This is a genomic window from Desulfobaculum senezii, assembly GCF_054657395.1.
In genome coordinates this window covers 27,025-45,954 of record NZ_BAAHYU010000002.1, presented here as the reverse complement: position 1 = coordinate 45,954, position 18,930 = coordinate 27,025, and the positions used below count along the sequence as shown (strand labels likewise).

The 18,930-nt window shown below is 61.1% G+C and carries 18 protein-coding genes; 10 read left to right on the top strand and 8 right to left on the bottom strand.

The annotated features are described in order from the left end of the window. Positions 1–8: 8 nt before the first annotated feature. Positions 9–1,022: a TRAP transporter substrate-binding protein DctP gene (gene dctP / locus ACYQ2T_RS01070; protein ID WP_459897744.1), complete on the bottom strand. Its 1,014-nt coding sequence runs from the start codon at positions 1,020–1,022 to the stop codon at positions 9–11. 515 nt (positions 1,023–1,537) lie between these two features. On the opposite strand from dctP, the gene wbaP reads away from it, so the two are divergent. Beyond that, a complete protein-coding gene (wbaP, locus tag ACYQ2T_RS01065) occupies positions 1,538–2,884 on the top strand; it encodes an undecaprenyl-phosphate galactose phosphotransferase WbaP (RefSeq protein ID WP_459897742.1) in 1,347 nt (448 codons plus the stop codon). A gap of 29 nt (positions 2,885–2,913) precedes the next feature. Then, complete coding sequence (locus tag ACYQ2T_RS01060; protein WP_459897740.1) at positions 2,914–4,005, top strand: glycosyltransferase; 1,092 nt, start codon at positions 2,914–2,916, stop codon at positions 4,003–4,005. An 83-nt stretch (positions 4,006–4,088) separates the two neighbouring features. Here ACYQ2T_RS01060 and ACYQ2T_RS01055 read toward each other — a convergent pair whose 3' ends face one another. Next, entirely contained in the window at positions 4,089–5,369 is a 1,281-nt protein-coding gene (locus ACYQ2T_RS01055; protein ID WP_459897738.1) for an O-antigen ligase family protein, read from the bottom strand. A 141-nt stretch (positions 5,370–5,510) separates the two neighbouring features. Beyond that, positions 5,511–6,944, bottom strand: a complete 1,434-nt coding sequence (locus ACYQ2T_RS01050; protein WP_459897736.1) for a sigma-54-dependent transcriptional regulator — start codon at positions 6,942–6,944, stop codon at positions 5,511–5,513. A gap of 178 nt (positions 6,945–7,122) precedes the next feature. Between ACYQ2T_RS01050 and ACYQ2T_RS01045 the strand changes: the two genes are divergently transcribed. Further along, entirely contained in the window at positions 7,123–9,639 is a 2,517-nt protein-coding gene (locus tag ACYQ2T_RS01045; RefSeq protein ID WP_459897734.1) for a PAS domain S-box protein, read from the top strand. 3 nt (positions 9,640–9,642) lie between these two features. On the opposite strand, the gene ACYQ2T_RS01040 is transcribed toward ACYQ2T_RS01045, so the two are convergent. The 5 genes from ACYQ2T_RS01040 to ACYQ2T_RS01020 form a co-directional block, all read right to left on the bottom strand. Further along, positions 9,643–10,878, bottom strand: coding sequence for an ISL3 family transposase (locus ACYQ2T_RS01040; RefSeq protein ID WP_459897733.1), 1,236 nt, complete (start codon positions 10,876–10,878; stop codon positions 9,643–9,645). A 180-nt stretch (positions 10,879–11,058) separates the two neighbouring features. After that, positions 11,059–12,030, bottom strand: coding sequence for a nickel/cobalt transporter (locus ACYQ2T_RS01035; protein WP_459897731.1), 972 nt, complete (start codon positions 12,028–12,030; stop codon positions 11,059–11,061). Next, positions 11,985–12,590 (bottom strand): DUF1007 family protein, encoded by a 606-nt coding sequence (locus ACYQ2T_RS01030; RefSeq protein WP_459897729.1) that lies wholly within the window; start codon positions 12,588–12,590, stop codon positions 11,985–11,987. The genes ACYQ2T_RS01035 and ACYQ2T_RS01030 overlap by 46 nt, the downstream gene beginning before the upstream one ends. A 120-nt stretch (positions 12,591–12,710) precedes the next feature. Further along, a complete protein-coding gene (locus ACYQ2T_RS01025; protein ID WP_459897727.1) occupies positions 12,711–13,649 on the bottom strand; it encodes a GGDEF domain-containing protein in 939 nt (312 codons plus the stop codon). Between the two features lie 103 nt (positions 13,650–13,752). Continuing rightward, positions 13,753–14,064, bottom strand: coding sequence for a hypothetical protein (locus ACYQ2T_RS01020; RefSeq protein ID WP_459897726.1), 312 nt, complete (start codon positions 14,062–14,064; stop codon positions 13,753–13,755). Between the two features lie 44 nt (positions 14,065–14,108). On the opposite strand from ACYQ2T_RS01020, the gene ACYQ2T_RS01015 reads away from it, so the two are divergent. The 7 genes from ACYQ2T_RS01015 to cobU all read left to right on the top strand — a co-directional run bounded on the left by ACYQ2T_RS01015 (position 14,109) and on the right by cobU (position 18,775). Next, positions 14,109–14,324, top strand: coding sequence for a FeoA family protein (locus ACYQ2T_RS01015; RefSeq protein WP_404845822.1), 216 nt, complete (start codon positions 14,109–14,111; stop codon positions 14,322–14,324). Between the two features lie 3 nt (positions 14,325–14,327). After that, positions 14,328–16,502: a ferrous iron transport protein B gene (gene feoB / locus ACYQ2T_RS01010; protein ID WP_459897725.1), complete on the top strand. Its 2,175-nt coding sequence runs from the start codon at positions 14,328–14,330 to the stop codon at positions 16,500–16,502. A gap of 76 nt (positions 16,503–16,578) precedes the next feature. Further along, complete coding sequence (locus ACYQ2T_RS01005) at positions 16,579–16,890, top strand: DUF2325 domain-containing protein (protein ID WP_404845607.1); 312 nt, start codon at positions 16,579–16,581, stop codon at positions 16,888–16,890. Then, entirely contained in the window at positions 16,887–17,189 is a 303-nt protein-coding gene (locus ACYQ2T_RS01000; protein ID WP_404845606.1) for a tetratricopeptide repeat protein, read from the top strand. Before ACYQ2T_RS01005 ends, ACYQ2T_RS01000 begins: the two co-directional genes overlap by 4 nt. Beyond that, complete coding sequence (locus tag ACYQ2T_RS00995; protein WP_459897722.1) at positions 17,186–17,956, top strand: HD-GYP domain-containing protein; 771 nt, start codon at positions 17,186–17,188, stop codon at positions 17,954–17,956. Before ACYQ2T_RS01000 ends, ACYQ2T_RS00995 begins: the two co-directional genes overlap by 4 nt. After that, positions 17,953–18,090 carry a hypothetical protein gene (locus ACYQ2T_RS00990; protein WP_459897720.1) on the top strand — a complete coding sequence of 46 codons (138 nt, stop codon included), beginning with the start codon at positions 17,953–17,955 and terminating at the stop codon, positions 18,088–18,090. The genes ACYQ2T_RS00995 and ACYQ2T_RS00990 overlap by 4 nt, the downstream gene beginning before the upstream one ends. 151 nt (positions 18,091–18,241) lie before the next feature. Continuing rightward, positions 18,242–18,775, top strand: a complete 534-nt coding sequence (gene cobU / locus ACYQ2T_RS00985) for a bifunctional adenosylcobinamide kinase/adenosylcobinamide-phosphate guanylyltransferase (protein WP_459897718.1) — start codon at positions 18,242–18,244, stop codon at positions 18,773–18,775. Positions 18,776–18,930 lie beyond the last annotated feature (155 nt).

Below are 18,930 nucleotides of genomic sequence, written 5' to 3'. Positions count from 1 at the left end.
ATTATCTCTTACTCGTAGGAGCCGCGCAGACCGTTGACGATCTCGGGCGTCAGGTTCTTCTCAAGGCGCTTCCAGGCGTGCTCGCGCACGTACTTGGCAAAGGCTTCGAGTTCCTGCGTGGAGAAGGTCACCACTTCAACGCCGGCCTCGGCCAGCTTCTTGCGGTACATCTGGTCTTCGCTCTCAGCCATCAGGAAGCTCTGCTGGCCTTCGTCGGTGAAGGCGGCCTCGACGACCTTGCGGTCCTCGGGCTGCAGGGCCTCGAACTTGGCCTTGTTCATGACGTACTGGGTGGACTCGAAGTTCACGTTGAACTGGTAGTAGTGCTTGATGACGTCGCGGAAGCCGAGGTAGTTCAGGTTCGGCGGGCCACCGAGCCAGCCCTTGACCACGCCGGTCTGCAGGGCGGAGTAGGTGTCAGCATAGGGGATGGAGGTGGTGCGGAAGCCCAGCTCCTCGCCGCCAAACTTAAACACGTCCAGACCGGGCACGCGGATCATCAGACCCTTTTCAACGCCGGGCTTGTCCATGTTCTCGATGGGCTCAACAGTGCCCACACCGATGAAGCCTTCGCCGAAGTAGGAGAAGAACTTCACGCCGAGGGCGTCGTGCATCTTCGCCATCTCGGTGTCGATGAAGGTGCCCTTGGCGAACACTTCGCGAATCTGGTCGTAGTCGCGGGCGATGTAGGGAATGAAGCCGACACCGAGGCGGGAGTCATACTGGTCCGGCACGGTGATGTGCGCGATGTCGATGGAGCCACGGATGACTTCCTCGTAAATCTGGGACGCGTCGCCAAGCTGGTTGGCGGGGTAAATTTTGATCTGCACGCGGCCTTCGGTCTCTTTTTCGACACGGGCCTTGATGCGCTCGGCGGCCTTGTGGGCCATGTGCTCCACAGGATGCTGGGTGGCGAACTTGAGCACCACGGGTTCATTACCGGTCTTTGCACTCTCGTCGTTGCAGGCGAAAAGCCCCACAGCGGCGATCATGCTGAGCACGAGCATGAGAATCTTCTTCATCAGTCTTCATCCCTCTGGCAAAGGTTGAACGTCCTTGCGAGTCAGGGCCGGACCCCACGTCCGGCCCCCTCCACAAACTCGGTGTCTCGCAATGCGCTTTCGCAGCGCGCAGACATCTCCCTTACATCACAAAGGGTGCCAACTCATATTTCCCTATATATATTATACCGTTATGCACAAAACGCCTTTTTGTCACCGAACCGACACCACACCGCCGCACCCACAAACGGTTCACAAACACGGGATATCCCATCCCGGAAAACAGAACTGTTCCGCTTTTGTGAACATAGCCCGCTATGGCCCCTGTATCGGTGTTCTGTTTTTGTGACGCGGGGGTGTCGCATGCGCGACCATGTCCGGAAATTCTCCCAGTTCGTTGACAAGCAAATGCGGGGGAGCTTATCAGAAAGCCCATAAATCCAATGCATGGAAAACGCAGACGTCCAGTTTCCCCGCGTGGCCCTGCTGACGCCGTACACCCCTAAGAGACCGAGGCCGCAGTGTTTTTTTCCCGAATGAATGTTCTTCTTGTGCTGTGCGACACCCTGGCCATCGCCATTCCCATGAGCCTGTGCATCGTGCTGCGCCTTGTTTTTGGCGGCAGTTTTTCCCTGGGCTTCTATATGGAGATGTCGCCGGTGACGCTGCTTTTCCCGCTGTTCTATGCCTTTGCGGGGCTGTACCCCAGCATACTGGTGGCGCGGCATGAGGAGCTGAAGCGGCAGACCCTCGCCACCTGCCTTGTGTTTCTGAGCCTGTTGTCCATGACTTTTTTTATGCGCACGGCGGACGACTTCTCGCGCCTTGCCATCATTGGCGGCTGGTTTCTGTCCCTTGGCACCGTCCCCTTTGCCCGCAGCTTTGTGCGCGCGAGGCTGAGTGAAAAAGACTGGTGGGGCGTTCCGGCTGTGCTGTACGGCCCCCGGTCCATGGTGGACGATATTGCGGCCTTTTATGACAAGGAGCTCGGCCTCGGCATCCGCGTCAAGCACATCATTGCCTCGGACGAAGTGGACGACGACGCGGCGCGAAACGCCCTTGCCTACACAGCCCAGATGCGCCCCATGCCCATCTTTCTGTGCGCCCTTGAGCCGCATCACCTTGAAGACACCTCGCGCATCCACTGGCTGGAGAACCATTTCCGCCGCATCCTGTTCCTGCCGCCCGCCTTTCTCAAAACACTGAACCTGACGGTGCACGACATCGGCGGTATGCAGTTTCTCCAATCGCACACCAAATGGCACGACCCGGTACGCCAGCGCATCAAGCGCGCCATGGACCTCATCTGCATTATCCTCAGCCTGCCGGTGCTGATCCCCCTTTTCGCCCTTGTCGCCCTCGCCATCTTCATTGAGGACCGCCACGCGCCCTTCTTCCGGCAGGAGCGCATCGGCCATGGCGGCCAGCCCTTCCGCATCTGGAAATTCCGCACCATGGTTCCCAATGCCGACGCCGTCCTGCGCGAGCACCTCGCCGCCAACCCGGCCATCGCGAGGGAATGGGCCGAGACCCAAAAGCTCAAAAACGACCCGCGCGTCACCCGCGTTGGCGCCTTCCTGCGCAAGACGAGCCTCGACGAACTTCCCCAGCTCATCAACGTAGCCCTTGGGGAAATGAGCCTTGTGGGACCGCGCCCCATTGTGGAAAGCGAGATCGAACGCTATCAAGAAGCCTTCGACCTCTACACCCGTAGCATGCCCGGCCTCACAGGCCTGTGGCAGGTCTCGGGCCGCAGCAACACCTCCTACGCGGAGCGCATCCGGCTGGACATGTACTACACCCGCAGTTGGTCGGTCTGGATGGACATCCACATCCTGACCCGAACCTTCCGCGTAGTGCTTGACGGCGACGGCGCATACTAGCCCTTTCACCTCTTCCTCCAAGGACCACCATGAAGGTTGCCCTCGTCCATTATTGGCTCGTGAACAGAAGGGGCGGCGAACGCGTGCTGGAAGCCCTGTGCGAAATGTACCCGCAGGCGGACATCTTTACGCATGTCCATGTCCCCGGCGCCATGTCCGACACCATCAACGCGCGCCGGGTGCAGACCTCGTTCATCGGACGTCTGCCACGCATCGCCAAATGGTACCAATACGCCCTACCGCTTATGCCGCTAGCCCTCGAACAGCTTGACCTGCGCGGGTATGACCTGGTCATCTCCAGCGAATCCGGCCCGGCCAAGGGCGTCATCACCGGCCCGGACACCACCCATGTATGCTACTGTCATTCCCCCATGCGCTATGTGTGGGACATGTATCACGACTATGTTGAATCCGCAGGCACACTCAAGCGCGCCCTCATTGCCCCGCTCATGCACTACCTGCGCATGTGGGACAGACTCAGCGCGGACCGGGTGGACGAGTTTGTCGCCAATTCCGCCTTTGTAAAGCGCCGCATACACAAACACTACCGCCGCAGCGCCACCGTGGTGCACCCGCCTGTGGAAGTGAACGCCTTCACCCACGACGCCCCGCGCGAGGACTTCTACCTTATGGTGGGCGAACTCGTCGGCTACAAACGCGCCGACCTTGCCGTACGCGCCTGCTCGCGCACCGGAAAGCGCCTTGTCGTCATCGGCGGCGGCGAGCAACTGGAAGACCTCAAAACCATGGCTGGCCCAAGCGTCACCATCATGGGCCGCCAACCGTTCTCCGTCATCAAGGACCACATGTCCCGGTGCCGCGCCCTGCTCTTTCCGGGCAAGGAGGACTTCGGCATCGTCCCCGTGGAAGCCATGGCCTCCGGCGCTCCGGTTCTCGCCTTTGGGCAGGGGGGTGCATTGGAGACCGTCAAGGACGGCATCACCGGCCGCTTTTTCAACGAGCAAACCGAAGACGCCTTGCTTGCAGCCATCACCGCCTTTGAAGAGACCCTTGAGGCCTATTCCGCCAGCGCCATCCGCGCCCACGCTGAAGCCTTCGGTCCGCAACGCTTCAAGGACGACATGCAGCGCGCCATTGACGCCGCCATGGCCGCGTCCTAATCACGCACAACGTTTTTCATGCAAAAGGGCGGCTCCGCTTTCTGCGGAGCCGCCCTTTGTGCGTCTCGTAGTCTATGCTGTGCTTACGCGGTGTCGCGTCGCCGCCCGGCCACACAGGCGCCGAGTGTCACGCCAAGCAGGCCCATGCCCTGCGCCAGCCACCACGATCTGTAAAAATTATGCCCAGTCATGCCGGTAATGAGATAGCCCATGTACCCGGCCCACACAAAGGCCGCCAGCGTCCAAAAGACGCACTGCCCCTGCCGTCCGTTCCAAATGCCGCGCCGGATAATGCGCCACGCCCACCACGCCAGCCCAAAGAGAAACGCGCAGCCGATGAGTAAGCCCAGCACGCCGCCGTCGGAAAGAAACTGCAGATAGATGTTGTGTGGGTGCGGAATGTCATGGGGGTTGCGGACAAGCTCCAGCCCAAGGGCGTCGCGTCCGGGGCCAAAGGTTGAGGCTCCGGCCCCGATGAAGGGGTGGGACTCAAAAATCTTCCACGCAATGCGCCAAATCTCCACGCGCCCATCCTGCATGGCGGTCTCAAGGCTCGCGCGCTGGGGACCAAACAGCACAAGCGCCACAGCCCCTGCTGCCGGAATAAGCACCTTATACCATGCAAAGCGGCCAAGCACGGCCACCCACAGCAGGAACAGCCCACCGGAGAACGCCAACCACCCGCTGCGCGTCTTGGCAAACACCCACAGAAACAGCGCCGGAGCAAGCACCAGCGCCGTCAATCCTGCACGCCCCCACGCGGAGCGCGGCGCAGCCAAAAGCGCCCAAAATCCACACGCAGGGAGCAGCGCAATGCCCATATAATTTCCCACGCGGTAGGTACTCATGGACCCCGTCAGCCGCCCGCTCATAATAGGGTCGCCCTTGATGAGGTCAGCGCCGGTGATGAACTGCCACACGCCGTCCAGCCCCTGAAAAAATACCGCCAGACAGCATGCCACAACCACGCGCCGCAAATCACGGACACTGCGCACCACTTCCATGCCAATAAAGGGGAGCAAAAAGCCCTGCCACAGGTTGGGGCGCACATAGTCCCAGCTGTGGGGCATATCAATGGACCACAGGACGTTACCGGCCACAAAGACGTAAAAGAGCGCAAACAGCCACTTGCCGCCAAAGCGGGCAAGGTTGGAGTCCGCATAGCCGTAGCGGTAATAGCAGGCGAGAAGCACGCCGCAAAGAATCGGGCCCGCCTCACGGAAGGAATGCCCAAAGGGAAACAGCGCCAAGGAAACGACAAACACCCAGCTCAGCGCCGTGCGAAAGCCTTCCGCCTTCTCCGCGTCCGTCGCCTTGCCCCAATCCAATATTCTGCCACGAATGCTCTCTACACCAAGCGCCACGCTTTTCTCCTTCAGCGACTTCTCACTCTCCATCCATACCCAAAGCCATATCGATTGTTCTGCGGCGCACTATGGCTGGACCGCATCAAAAATCAAGGGAAAATCCCCGCTTTTTCGCCAAGACCACTCCTCCGCGCCCCATCACGCTCCGTGCCGGGTGATGCCATGCTCTTTCATGAGCACATAGAGCCGGGTGCGGGAGAGGCCGGAGAGGGCGCAGGCTTCTTTGATGGAGCCGCCGGTTTCCTGCAGCAGGCGCTCCAGATATTTGCCCTCGGCGTGGGCGATGCATTTTTTGCGGTATTCCTTAAAGCCGAGGAGCGGCCCGGCGAGCAGGGAATCGGAATAAGATTGGATGACCACCTGCGGCGGGCAGTTATTGGGGGCACCTTCGGCGTGCTCCAGCGCGCGGCGGGCGGCGCGGGCGCGCACGTCCACGGGCAGATGCTCCGGATACAGGACATCTTCGGCGCGGCCGCGCATGAGGGTTCGTTCCAGGGTCTGGACCAGCTCACGGACGTTGCCGGGCCAATCGTAGTTGGCAAGGGCCACCAAGACGTCTTCGGACAGCGTCTTTTCGGGAATGTCGTACTGCTTGCACAGGCGCTTTAAGTGGAAGCGGGCAATGTCCGGGACATCCTCGGCGCGTTCGCGCAGGGGCGGCATGGAGATGTGGCAGGACTTAATGCGGTAGTACAGGTCGCTGCGGAAGGTCTCGTTCTCGCACATGACGTACAAATCGCGGTTGGTCGCCGCGATGAGACGGAAGTCGCTCTCCTCCTCGAATGTCGACCCCACAGGCCGGTAGCGCCGCTCCTGCAATACGCGCAGGAAGGTCGCCTGCACCGCCTGCGGCAACTCGCCCACCTCGTCAAGAAAGAGCGTGCCCCCATCGGCCTGCCCCACAAGGCCGGTACGCGTGGTGTGCGCGCCTGTGAAGGAGCCCTTCACATGGCCAAACAGTTCGCCCTCGGCAAGGGTTTCAGACAGCGCCGCACAGTCCACAACCACAAACGGCCCATTTTTGCGGGGGCTGTTGTCGTGGATGGTCCGGGCGATGACTTCCTTGCCGGTTCCGGTTTCGCCAGTGACCAGCACGCCGGCATCACCGCTGGCCGCGATGGCGACATTCTCCAAAACAGGCAGCATAGCCTGACTATCACCAATAAGGCCGTCGCGCTTGATTAACAGAGGCTGCGGTTTTTTGTGCCGCTCACGGTAGGCCAGCGCGCGGTCCATGGAGAACATAATCTGCTTAATGGTGCTCGTCTTTTCGATGTAGTCCCACGCGCCGTTTTGGATGGCGAGCTCCGCGCCGTCGGGGTCGCCGAGGCCGGTAATGATGATGACGTCCGGATGCGCGGGTGTCTTGCGGATTTCCGGCAGAGCATCTATACCGCTTCCATCCGGCAAACGTACATCAAGGAACACGAGGTCCACCGGGGATGCATGCAGCGCCGCAATACCCCGTGAAAGGGTTGCGGCGGAAACAACCTCGTGCCCCGCATCTTCAGCGAGCTGGGTTATGATATTCGTAATATCCGGATCATCGTCCAGAATAAGAATGCGTGCCATCACTCCTCCCTTTGCACCGTCGGCGGAATGCGCTCTACTGTGGCCGACTGAAAGGCTCCATGTCCCATTTTCAAGGCGATGTCGAGTCCCCGCCCGCTGGCGGAATGCGCTTTCTGCCCATTTGCGGGCCGCGCTACGTCCCTGCGCCACGGCGTAACCCCTGTCCCGGAGCCGCCTTATGACCAACAATCAGGCCAGCCTCAGGCAATCCACGCCACTTTTCGTTGCCGCGACACTTCTTCTGCTCGCGGTGATTTGGATAGCCACCCGCCCTGCGGGCTGGCACGATCCCCTTACCCCGCGTGAGCGCCAATGGCTCAGCGCCCATGTCGGCACCATCCGCATTGCGGCAACGCCGTCCAACAAACCGCTGGAATACTTTGACGCGGAAGGACGCTATCAGGGGATGGTGGCGGACTATGTGACGTTGCTGGAAAAGAAGCTACGCACAAAGTTTACGGTTGTACAATCCAAGAACCTCACGGAAGTGCTGGAAAAGGCCAAGAACCGCGAGGTGGACATGATCAGCGCCTTTGCCGCCAATCCTGCGCGGGTGGATTTTATGCATTTTACCCGCCCGTTTTTGGAACTGCCCACCGTCATCCTCGTCAACAAAAGCCAGCACCGCTTCCTCACCCTTGAGACCATGCAGGACATGGACCTTGCCCTGCCCAAAGAATACGCCGTTCTGGACTACATAGAGAAATACCACTCGGATATCCACGTCCAGCCGGTGTACAACTACCTTGCGGCGCTCCTCCATGTCTCCTTTGACGAAATTGACGCCACCATCATCTCCCTGCCGCAGGCCAGCTACTATATCAAGGACAAGGGCATCACCAACCTGCGCGTGGCCGGGCACACGGATTTCAAAATCTACAACCGCATCGCTGTGCGCTCGGACTGGCCCATGCTCAGCCGCATCATCCAAAAAGGGCTGGACTCCATCACCCCGCAGGAAAAGGAACGCATCTTCCGCAAATGGGTGACGCTGGATCAAAACTACGTCTCCTTCTTTTTGCAGAACAAGCGCTTTTGGTACTGGGTGGGGGCAGGCATCCTCGCCGTGGTGCTCCTGCTGGTGGCCATCATCTCGTGGAACCGCACCCTCCAGCGCCGCGTGCGCGAACGCACCGACGAACTGGAGCGGGAACTCCAAGCGCGGGTGCAGCTGCTCACGGCCATTGAGCAGACCGAGGACGGCATCTTCATCCTCGATACCAGCGGCGTCATCGAATACGCCAACCCCGCCTTTTCGCGCATGTCCGGCTACAGCAAGCAGGAGCTTGTGGGCCAGCACTGCGCCATTATCCGCTCGGACAGGCAGGACAGCGCCTTCTACAACGACCTGTGGGCCTCGCTGCGAAATGGCGAGGTCTGGCGCGGGCACTCCACCTACCAGCGCAAGGATGGCGCGCTCTACGAGGTCGACGCCTCGGTGTCGCCCATTTTCGGCCACGACGGCAGCGTCATCAACTACGTGGAAGTCACACGCGACATCACGGAGCAGCGCCAGCTGGAGGAGCAGCTCCGCCAAAGCCAAAAGATGGAGGAACTGGGTACCCTTGCCGGCGGCATCGCCCATGATTTCAACAACTTCATCGCGGCTATCCTCGGCTATGCGGAACTGGCGCTCCTCAAGACCGAGCCCGGTTCCCGCGCGCACACCAACCTTGAAAACATCAGCAAGGTGGGTCGCCGCGCCAAGGAGATGGTCAACCAAATCCTCATCTTTAGCCGCCGCCGTGAGCCGGAGCGCCGCCTTGTGGAGCTTGCTCCGGTGCTGGACGAGGTGCTGGATATGCTGGAGACCACCATGCCCGCCACCATCGAGGTGCACCGCGACATCCACGCCCGCGGCCGCACCGTCCTTGCGGACCCGACGCAGATTCACCAAATCATCATGAATCTTGGCACCAATGCGGGCTACGCCATGGGCAAGTCCGGCGGAGAACTCACGGTGAGCCTCACCCACCGCCAGATTGATGCGGCGTCGGCCACTCCAAAGACCGCACCGGGCCCGTACCTGCAACTGACGGTCACGGACACCGGTCCCGGCATTCCGGGGGACATTCTCGGCCGCATCTTTGACCCCTTCTTTACCACCAAGCCGCAGGGCAAGGGGACGGGCATGGGACTGTCCATGGTCCACGGCATGGTGGGCAGCATCGGCGGCACCATCAGCGTGACCAGCACGCAGGGTGCGGGCACCACCTTTACCGTGCTGCTGCCGGAAACGGACACCGACCCGCACGCGCCCCGGCGCGACGCCCGGCAGGTCATCCCCGGCTCGGGCACCATCCTTGTGGTGGACGATGAGCAGAGCATGGTGGACGTGCTGCAGCAGATGCTGGAGGACCTTGGCTACACCGTCCACACCACCACGGACAGCCACCACGCGCTGACGCTGTTTGCCACGCACAGCGCGGACTACGACCTTGTCATCTCGGACCAAACCATGCCCCGCATGACGGGCGAGCGCCTTGCCGAGGAGCTTGTGGCCATCCGCGCGGATATTCCCATCATCATCAGCACCGGGTTTTCGGACCGCATCCGCCACATCACCAAGGGCGAAAACGGCATCCGCAAAATCCTGCTCAAGCCTTTTGACCTCGCCGTCCTGTCGCAAGCCATCCACGATGTGCTGGAGCACGGCGAAACCCTTGGGACGCAAGCCCCAGACGCCAAAAAATAAGGTTCATCTCCCAATTCCGGGGAAGGCTGCTCTGATTTTGAGAAAGAAGTACTCGTCGTCGAGAAAGCCGTAGGCCATCCGTTTGATCACCTTGATCTTGTTATTGATCCCTTCGAGTAGGCTGGTGTGTAGCGGATATCGGCAGTGTGAGATAATGCCCGAGATGTAGGGTTTGAGGCGCTTAGCGAATTTAATGAGCGGCTCGACTCGGCTTTGCATGGCGCGGCGGTACCAACCTTTCCAAAACCGCTTGGCAGCTTTGGAGTATCGGTAGTCCCAGAGTCGCTTCAAATCCTCCTTGAGGATATAAACCTTCATCAAATTTTTGTTGGCTCGAAGCAGGTCATAGAGCCGGATTCGATCTTCCTGTCGCATGAGATTCCGCCTGTTGCGCAGGAGCAGCCATCGTGAGCCTTTGACAACCTTACGGGCGTCTTTGTCATGATTGAGGCGTTTGGCCTCATCGTTTCGGACGCGGTCGATTACTTCTCGGCCATACTTGGCAACGACATGAAATAGATCGTAGACGATCTCGGCTTTCGGGCATTGCGCCTTCACCTCGGCGGCATACGCACCATTCATGTCCATTGCAACGGCCTCAATTCGGGCACAACCATCACGGCCAAGCAGTTCAAAGAATGGTCGGATGCTCTCCCGGCTGTTGCCTCTTCCTACCCACAGAACCCGCTTGGTGTAGGGCTCGACGATGATCGTGGCGTAGCGATGTCCTTTGCGGATGGCAAACTCATCCATTGCGACAACCTTGACGCCTTTCAAGTCAATGGGATTGAGTTTTTCCGTTAGGTACCGCTTGTCGATTGTCTTCACGGTCTTCCAGTTCAGGCCGTAGCATTCCGCGATGTGCTTAATGGGAAGTATGCGGCAGAGCCGAACAACGGACTCGGCCAGCCGCCTTGTGACACGCGAATACCTGTCGAGCCAAGGAAGCTGCTCCAGCTTTGGTCCACAGACGGGACAATGGACCCGACGCCGGATAACGAGCAAATGCGTTGCCGCGTCGAATACAGGCAAGTCACGAACCCAGCGTTCGACATAGTCGTGAACTGCGCAGACAAGCCTGCCGCACCCGCTGCATCTCATTCGCCTTCGCCTGATTGGAATCAACTCGATCCAGACTTCGGGGTGCTTCCGAGCTTCGCTGGCTTCAAGGCGCTGAACAGTTCCAACACGATACCCTTTCCAGTCTCCCAACAACCGGGTAATCTTGCCCTTGGACAACGGTGCCCTCCTTGTAGCTCTCGTCTGTTGTGCAACTGTCGAGATTACTGAGGGTTTCCGTTGTCCTCAATTTTTTATGTTTCCCCCGGAATTGGGAGGTGAACCAAAAATAAACGGGTGCGGAACCATATCGGTTCCGCACCCGCTTCACATTCTATCTCTTTCGCGATGCGGCGGGAGTTAGCCAACGCTCCCCATAAGGAGCATCAGCCCAAAGCCAAAGACCACCACCGCAGCCCCAAGGGACACGGTGTGACGCACAATCCTCTGCCAACGCCGGCGCGCGCCGCAGGACCGGAGCATCACTCCCCGGCAGCACACGGCCACCACGGAGGCGGCGGCGATGGTTACGCCCATTCCGGCGGCCATGGCGACCACGGCCCCAAGCCCAAGGACCAGCGCCTGCTGCGCGCAGGCAAAGAGCAAAATAAGCGCCGCCCCCGGACAGGGGATAATTCCGGCCGACAACGTCACCGCCCACAGGCTGCGCCGCGTGGCCGGGACAACAGGCGCGTCCCCTTCGCCCTCTGCACCGCGCATCCCTGCCACGGCAGACCACACCAGCCACGCCCCAAGCAAGGTGATGAGCAGGTAGCTTGCCTGCTCAATGGTGGCGCTGGCCGCCGCAAAATTCGTCATGGATGTCCGCTGGACCACCAGATACACCCCGCCCACAACAAGGGACGCCGACGCCGCATGGGTTGCGCCCATGCCAAGGCCAAGGGCCACGCCCTGCCCCACACTCCCCCCGCGCGAGAGGAAATACGACGACGCGACGGACTTGCCGTGCCCCGGCCCGGCGGCATGCACCACGCCGTAGACAAAGGCCAGTCCAAGGAAAAGCATCAGCTCCCACGGCGAAGGCGACGTTTTAAGCCGCCGCACGTAGCCGGACAGGCCGGTGCGCAGGTCGCGCTGGATGGTCACGCTTTTGGCGTACAGCGCGGCAAACAGCCCGGGCGACTCCGGCGCTGAGCGCGTCACACGCGCCGAAGCGTCACCCGCCCCGCCACCGCTGCCGCGCATAAAGGGATTTGCCGCCCACGACGGCGCCACAGCCAGAACAATAAACAGCCCCACACACAGGGCCACAATATGGCGGCGCATCATCGCGTAAACCGCAGGGATATTTCGGTTGGCGTAATCAGCCATGTGGAAAACGAGATGTCCGCATTGGGCGCAACCTTGGAGGTCACGGAATACGCATCCGCATTTTCAAGGCGCACGGCCGCGCCTTCCGGCGTGTAGAAGTCCACATAATATTCAGGGTCGAACACCGCCAGCGAGATCTCCGTCCCCGGAGCAACCCGGCAGGGTATGACAAAGCTGTAGAACACCTCGGCCCCGTCCACTCCGGCGGTAAAGTCCTGCACCTCGGTGACCTTGTGCGGCTGCCCGCCAATGGCCAAGTGGCTGAAGTAGCCGAAGTTTTTCAGGTTATCGAAGGCCTCGGATTTGAGCACCTTTTGCTCGGCGGGGCTGAATGCGCCATCGCCGTCGGCGTCGTAGTCCTCAAGGAGCAAGGACCCGAACATTTCATCAAAGTGCCACAGCAGGCGGATGCCCTTCACGCCCTTGGCGTCAAACTCAAACGTGGCGATATTCGTTGCAAAAACATGGGGATGCGCCATGCCACGAGTCGGCATCCCCACAAGACAGAGACAAACGAGAACTGCGCCCAGTCCCCGGCTCACGGTACGTCGAAGGCCCATATATTCTCCGGAGTTGGCGGCCAGCCCCATGCTTGGCCGCAATGCTGGGCGCATTTTGTCCGGTTCCGCCGCGTACCGCAAGACCGCCCGGCCATCTTCTCCGCAATTCTTCGGTTGGCGTTATCCCGCGGTCCTGCCGCACGCCGTCATTTCCCGCAGCGCCTCGTCGCCGCCGGGTAGGGTCCAGGCCGCCTCCACCCGGTTGCGCCCGCGCCGCTTGGCCGCGTACACAGCGGCGTCCGCGTCCGCATGCAGTCTCCGTGCAGCCTCATCCGGGTCCGCACGCCGCCGCACGCGGTACTCCCCAACACCAATGCTCAGGCTAACCCCGCGCCCCTCGCGGGCAAAACGCGCGCGTACGCGCTCAGCCACAGCAAGCGCCGTGTCCCGTTCCCGCCCCCGCAGCACCACGCCAAATTCATCCCCGCCATACCGAAAGACGCAATCCTCCGGCCCGCGCACAGCCCCGGACAGCACAGCCCCAAGCCGCTTGAGCAGCTCGTCCCCCGCGGCGTGCCCCATGGTGTCATTCACGGCCTTGAATCCGTCGCAGTCCACAAGCAGCAAATGTATCACCCCGCCGGACGTCACCGCTCCCTGCATAAAAAGCTCAAAGTGCCGCCGGTTGGAGACGCCCGTCAAAGGGTCCACATTGGCAAGGCGCTCGTACTCCCAGCTGGAGCGCGCCGCACGCGACAGGCGCGCGGCGAGCCACTCCTCACGGTTTGCCGCCGCACGCACCAGCCAATACAGGTTGCGCCGCAGCCGCAGCAGGTCGTTTTCTCCCTCGGTCTGCTCGGGCAGGTCCCACGACGTGGGATACTCCCCATTGCGGGCCTTCTCGCAAAAGGTATTCATGGAGCGCACCTCGCCCATCATAAGGTAATGGGCCACGCCCCACGCGATGGGCTTGGCCAGCACAATGGACAAAATGAATCCCAGCGCCAAAAATCCCTCCGCCTCGGCGTACAACCCCTCATGCACCAGCATGGCTCCCGTCCCAAGGGGGACCACAACCACAACCAGCAGCACGCCAAGTATCCCCGTTTCAACACGCATGTCGGCCTTCCTCACGGTTATGCCGTCATATAATTTTGCAAAGTCCTTGCGTTTGGCGGCTTCATGGCATATATTGAAATCGATTTTCATTGTCAATAAGTCGTCACCCGTCGTGCGCACCAGCGCAGGGCACGACGATTTTTTGACCGGCATCACACGGAAATATCAACAGAAGTATCCTTAATGGGAGAAAAAATGCTCTTTGCAATTGACATTGGTTCTCAACTTCAATAGCTTCGGCAGTGCTTTTGGAGGCGGCACGGGCGCAACCATGTGCCGCACCGCTCCATTTCTGCCTTCCTGCGCAGGCGCAGTGCACCGCGTACAGGCCGATGTGGCATCCAAAACCTTTTTTTTTGATCAGTTGTTGATAATGAATTTCAATTGCTGAAAACTGCATTTCACGAGCATTCACGCAAAGAGGAGGCTTCGATGGCACGTGTGACTGGGCTTCGGAAGATGCCCCAAAACGGCAAGGCAAAAATCGCATCCATAAAGGCTGATGGTGAACTGGGCCGCCGCATTCGCGACATGGGCCTCGTCCCCGGCACCGAAATAGAGCTGGTGGGCAAAGCCCCTCTCAGAGACCCCGTTGCCCTGCGTTTGAGGGATTTTACCCTCACCCTGCGCAACAATGAGGCAGACCACATTACCGTTGAGCTTTTGGAGGCCTAAGCAATGCATGCCGAAATGACCATAGCCCTCGCGGGCAACCCCAACTCCGGGAAAACCACCATGTTCAACGCGCTGACCGGCGCGCGCCAACACGTTGGCAACTATCCCGGCGTCACCGTGACCAAGAAGGAAGGCACCATCAACGTCAACGGCACGGCCACGCGCATCGTTGACCTGCCCGGTACCTACTCCCTGACCCCCTATTCCGAAGAGGAACTGGCCGCGCGCAACTTCCTTATCGGCGAAAAGCCCCACGCCGTCGTTGACGTGGTGGACGCCGGTACCCTTGAGCGCAGCCTCTACCTTGTTGTGCAGTTCCTTGAACTGGGCGTTCCTGTCATTGTCGCGCTGAACATGATTGACGAGCTCAAGCGCCGCAACATGTTCATCGATTCCGCCAAGCTCTCCACCCTGCTTGGCGTGCCCGTTGTGGAAACCATCGCCCGCGATGGTCAGGGCATGGACAAAATGCTGAGCGAGGCACTGGACCACGCCAAAGCCCACAAAGGCGAAGTGGAACCCCTGCGCATCTCCTACGGCGCGGACATCGACGCCGCTCTGGACGAACTGGAACAGAAAATCATGGCCGCGCGCTTTTTGACGGACCGTCTCCCCGCGCGCTGGGTCGCCCTGAAATACCTTGAAGGCGACGAAGAGGTGCTGGAACGTGGCCGCAAGGCCGGTCCCCTCTCCGACGAGCTGGAATCCCGCGCCGCCAAGCTGGCGGACCACGTCAAAAAGACGCTGGATACCACGCCCGACGCCCTCATTGCCGACCACCGCTACGGCTTCATCTCGTCCCTCGTGAAGCAGGACGTGGTCAGCAAGGACGTCACCCACGAACGCCTGCAGATTTCCGACAAGCTGGACCGGGTGCTGACCAACACCTTCCTCGGCCCCATCATCATGCTGGGCGTTCTGTACGGCATGTTCCAGCTCACCTTTGCCGTGGGCGAGATTCCCATGGGCTGGGTTGAGGAACTCTTCGGCTGGCTGTCCGGTGCGGCAGAAGCCGCCATCCCGGCAGGACTCTTCCAGTCCCTTATTGTTTCCGGCGTCATCGACGGCGTTGGCGGCGTGCTCGGCTTTGTGCCGCTCATCCTTGTCATGTTCTTCTGCCTGTCCTTCCTTGAGGACTTTGGCTACATGGCGCGCATGGCCTACATGCTCGACCGTGTGTTCAAGATGTTTGGCCTGCACGGCAGCTCCGTGATGCCCTTTATCATCTCCGGCGGCATTCCCGGCGGCTGCGCCGTCCCCGGCGTTATGGCCGCGCGCACCCTGCGCAGCCCGCGTGAGAAGCTGGCCACCATTCTGACGGCCCCCTACCTCTCCTGCGGCGCCAAGGTGCCCGTCTTTATCCTGCTCATCGCGGCGTTCTTCCCGCAGCAGGGCGCAGACGCACTGTTCATCATCACCCTCGCGGGCTGGGCCATGGCGCTCATCGTTGCCCTCATCCTGCGCAAGACGGTCATCAAAGGCCCGGCCACGCCGTTCCTTATGGAACTGCCCCCCTACCGCATCCCCACCCTGCGTGGCGTGCTCATCCACACCTGGGAACGCGGCTGGCAGTACATCAAGAAGGCCGGTACCGTCATTCTGGCCATCTCCATCCTGCTGTGGGCGGCCATGACCTTCCCCGGCCTGCCCGAGGACCAGTCTCAGGCCTTTGAATCCCAGCGCGCCGCCGTCGAGCAGCAGCTGGAGCAGACCTCCGACGAAACCGCCATCGCCTCCCTGAACGAACAGCTTGGCGACATTGACCACCATCTTGCTCAGGCCGAACTGCGGCACTCCTTTGCAGGCCGCGTGGGCACCTTCTTTGAGCCTGTTACCGAACTGGCCGGCTTTGACTGGCGCACCAACATCGCCCTCTTCGGCGGCTTCGCCGCCAAGGAAGTCATCGTGTCCACCATGGGTACCGCATACTCCCTGGGCGAAGTGGACGCCGAAGACGCAGGCAGCCTGTCCGACCGGCTGGCCGCGGACGAAGCCTTCACCATGTGGAGCGCCATCAGCCTTATCATCTTCACCCTGCTTTATGCCCCCTGCTTCGTGACGGTGGTCGTCATCGGCCGCGAATCGGGCTGGAAGTGGGCTGCATTCTCCGTCGTATTCAACACGGCACTTGCCTATTCGCTGGCAACGCTCGCCTTCCAGATGGGGAGCGCCCTTTAGGCACACACCATCAACCCTTTCGCCCTGCGCGCCATGTGGCGCGCAGGTGCGGAAGAGTCCACCACAGGAGAACGTCATGTGCGCAGCAGTCATCGGCGGAATGGACCGCCTGAAACGGAACTACATCAACGCCGCCAAGGATATGGGCGTCAAGCTCAAGGTCTTTACCGGCAAGGAGAACGCCATCGCCCCCAAGCTGGGCAAGGCCGACCTCGTCGTTGTGTTCACAAATCAGGTGTCTCACAAGGCCCGCAAGGAAGTGTGTTCCTACGCCAAGGCCAACAACATTCCCCTGCACCTCATGCACTCCTGTGGCATCTCTACGCTCCGCCAGTGCCTTGAATGCACCAACACCAACTGCCCTAACGCCCCGCGGAGGGACGCATGAACCCCATCATGGAAATGGGTCAGCTGAACCGGCAAGGCATGCGTGCCTGCCAAGACGGCGACCTGAAAAATGCCGAATTTCTTCTGCGTCAGGCCCTTATGCGCTCGCGCGCCTGCACGTCGCCGTTGCCCGGCGCCAAGGTGCGCCATAACCTCGCCCTCATCCTCATCATGCAGGGCCGCACAGACGAGGCCCGCAGCCTGCTTGCGCAGGCGCTGGACACCGTCACCCAAACAGGACTGACCAAAACACGCTTTCACGAGCGCATCCGCTCCAACCTTGAGGGGCTTGCCGCATGAGCACCACCTGCCGCATGTCGGCGTGCCCAAGGCATAGCGCCTCAGTAAGCGGCACCGGAACATGCGGTCTTGCCACCTGCCGCGAGCTGTCCCTTACCGGGCATCAGCTCGCGGAGGCCCTCGGCAACGCCGTGGACGCCAAGGACCACTCCACGCACTTCCACTCCGAGGAAGTCGCGGAAATCAGCCGGATACTCGCCCTGTACCTCGGCATGAACGAGGACGAGGCCGAGACCATCCACATAGCGGGGCATCTGCACGACATCGGAAAAATCGGCATCCCGGACGCCGTGCTGCGCAAGCCCGGGCCCCTCACAGACGACGAATGGAACATCATTCAGCAGCACCCCCGCATGGGCGCAGACATCGTGCGCCCCATCGCGGCCCTCGCGCCGCAAAACGGCATCGCCGGGATGATTCTGCACCATCACGAGCGCCTCGACGGCTCCGGCTATCCCCACGGTCTCAGTGGGCAGGCCATCCCCATCGGCGCACGTATCATTGCCGTGGCGGACAGCCTTTCCGCCATGCTGCAACCGCGGCCCTACTGCCGCCCCAAGACATTCTCGCAGGCCTACGCCGACGTGCTGCGCCTTGCCGGAACCAAATACGACCCCGAAGTCGTCAACGCACTCACCCGGGGCAAGGACATCATTGCGGCCACCTTTCCGGCCATGCGGCGCGCAGCCGGTCTGCCCACCACTGCCGCCCCCGCACAGCCGGGCCGCACCCCTCAGCGACCTCAACCCTTGGAGCTCATATCATGACTGTTTGCCGATCCAGCATTTCGTCCCGCACCTCGGCCCGTTCCCTGTTCGCCAGCGTCTTTAAAAAGAAGGACGCCCCGAACACCACCGACGCCCAGCAGGACAGCGCCGCCCCCACAGCAGAGCGCAAATAGCCCTGCCACTTTTCGTACACCACCGTATGCCTCCCAAGCCTTGGCCCGCCCGCTCGCCCCGGGTGGGCCTTTTTGCGCCCAGCACCTTCACTGGCGCATCGCCCATCATCATGCTACCCACAGGACCAACATCACTGCCAAAGGATACAGCATGAGCACCATAACCTTCGTCACAGGCGGCTGCCGCAGCGGCAAAAGCAGCTACGCCCAGCGCTACGCCGAATCCGTCGGTCCCGCCCGCGTCTACCTCGCCACCTCGCAGGCCCTCGACGACGAGATGCAACAGCGCATCGACGCCCATCAGGCCACCCGCGGCCAAGGCTGGACCACCGTCGAGGAACCCATCGACATCGTCCCCGCCCTTCTCGGCGCCAGCCAAAGCGCCGACGTCATTCTGCTCGACTGCGTCACCCTCTGGGTCACCAACTGCCTCATGGCAGGCATGGACGACGAGGACGTCTTCGCCCGCACAAACGACCTCGTCCGCGCCCTCGCCGACCTCCCCTGCGCCGTGGTCATCGTCTCCAACGAAGTCGGCAGCGGCATCGTCCCCGAACACGCCCTCGCGCGCCGCTTCCGCGACCTCACCGGCGCCGTCAACCAGCGCCTCGCCGCCTGCGCCAGCACCGTGGTGCTGTCCGTCAGCGGCATTCCGCTGGCCGTCAAAGGGGAGTTGCCCCTGTAACGGGGGCGTGCCGGGTGGAGTGTGTTGGCGAATGGGGCGGAAGTTTTTTTGCTCCGCAGGCTCAAGGGCCGTGGGCCCTTGAGAATCCCATGTGCGCACAGGCCGGGTGCCAGTGGATAAAACAGTCGTCACCCCTGTGAAGCTCCCGTCCGTAT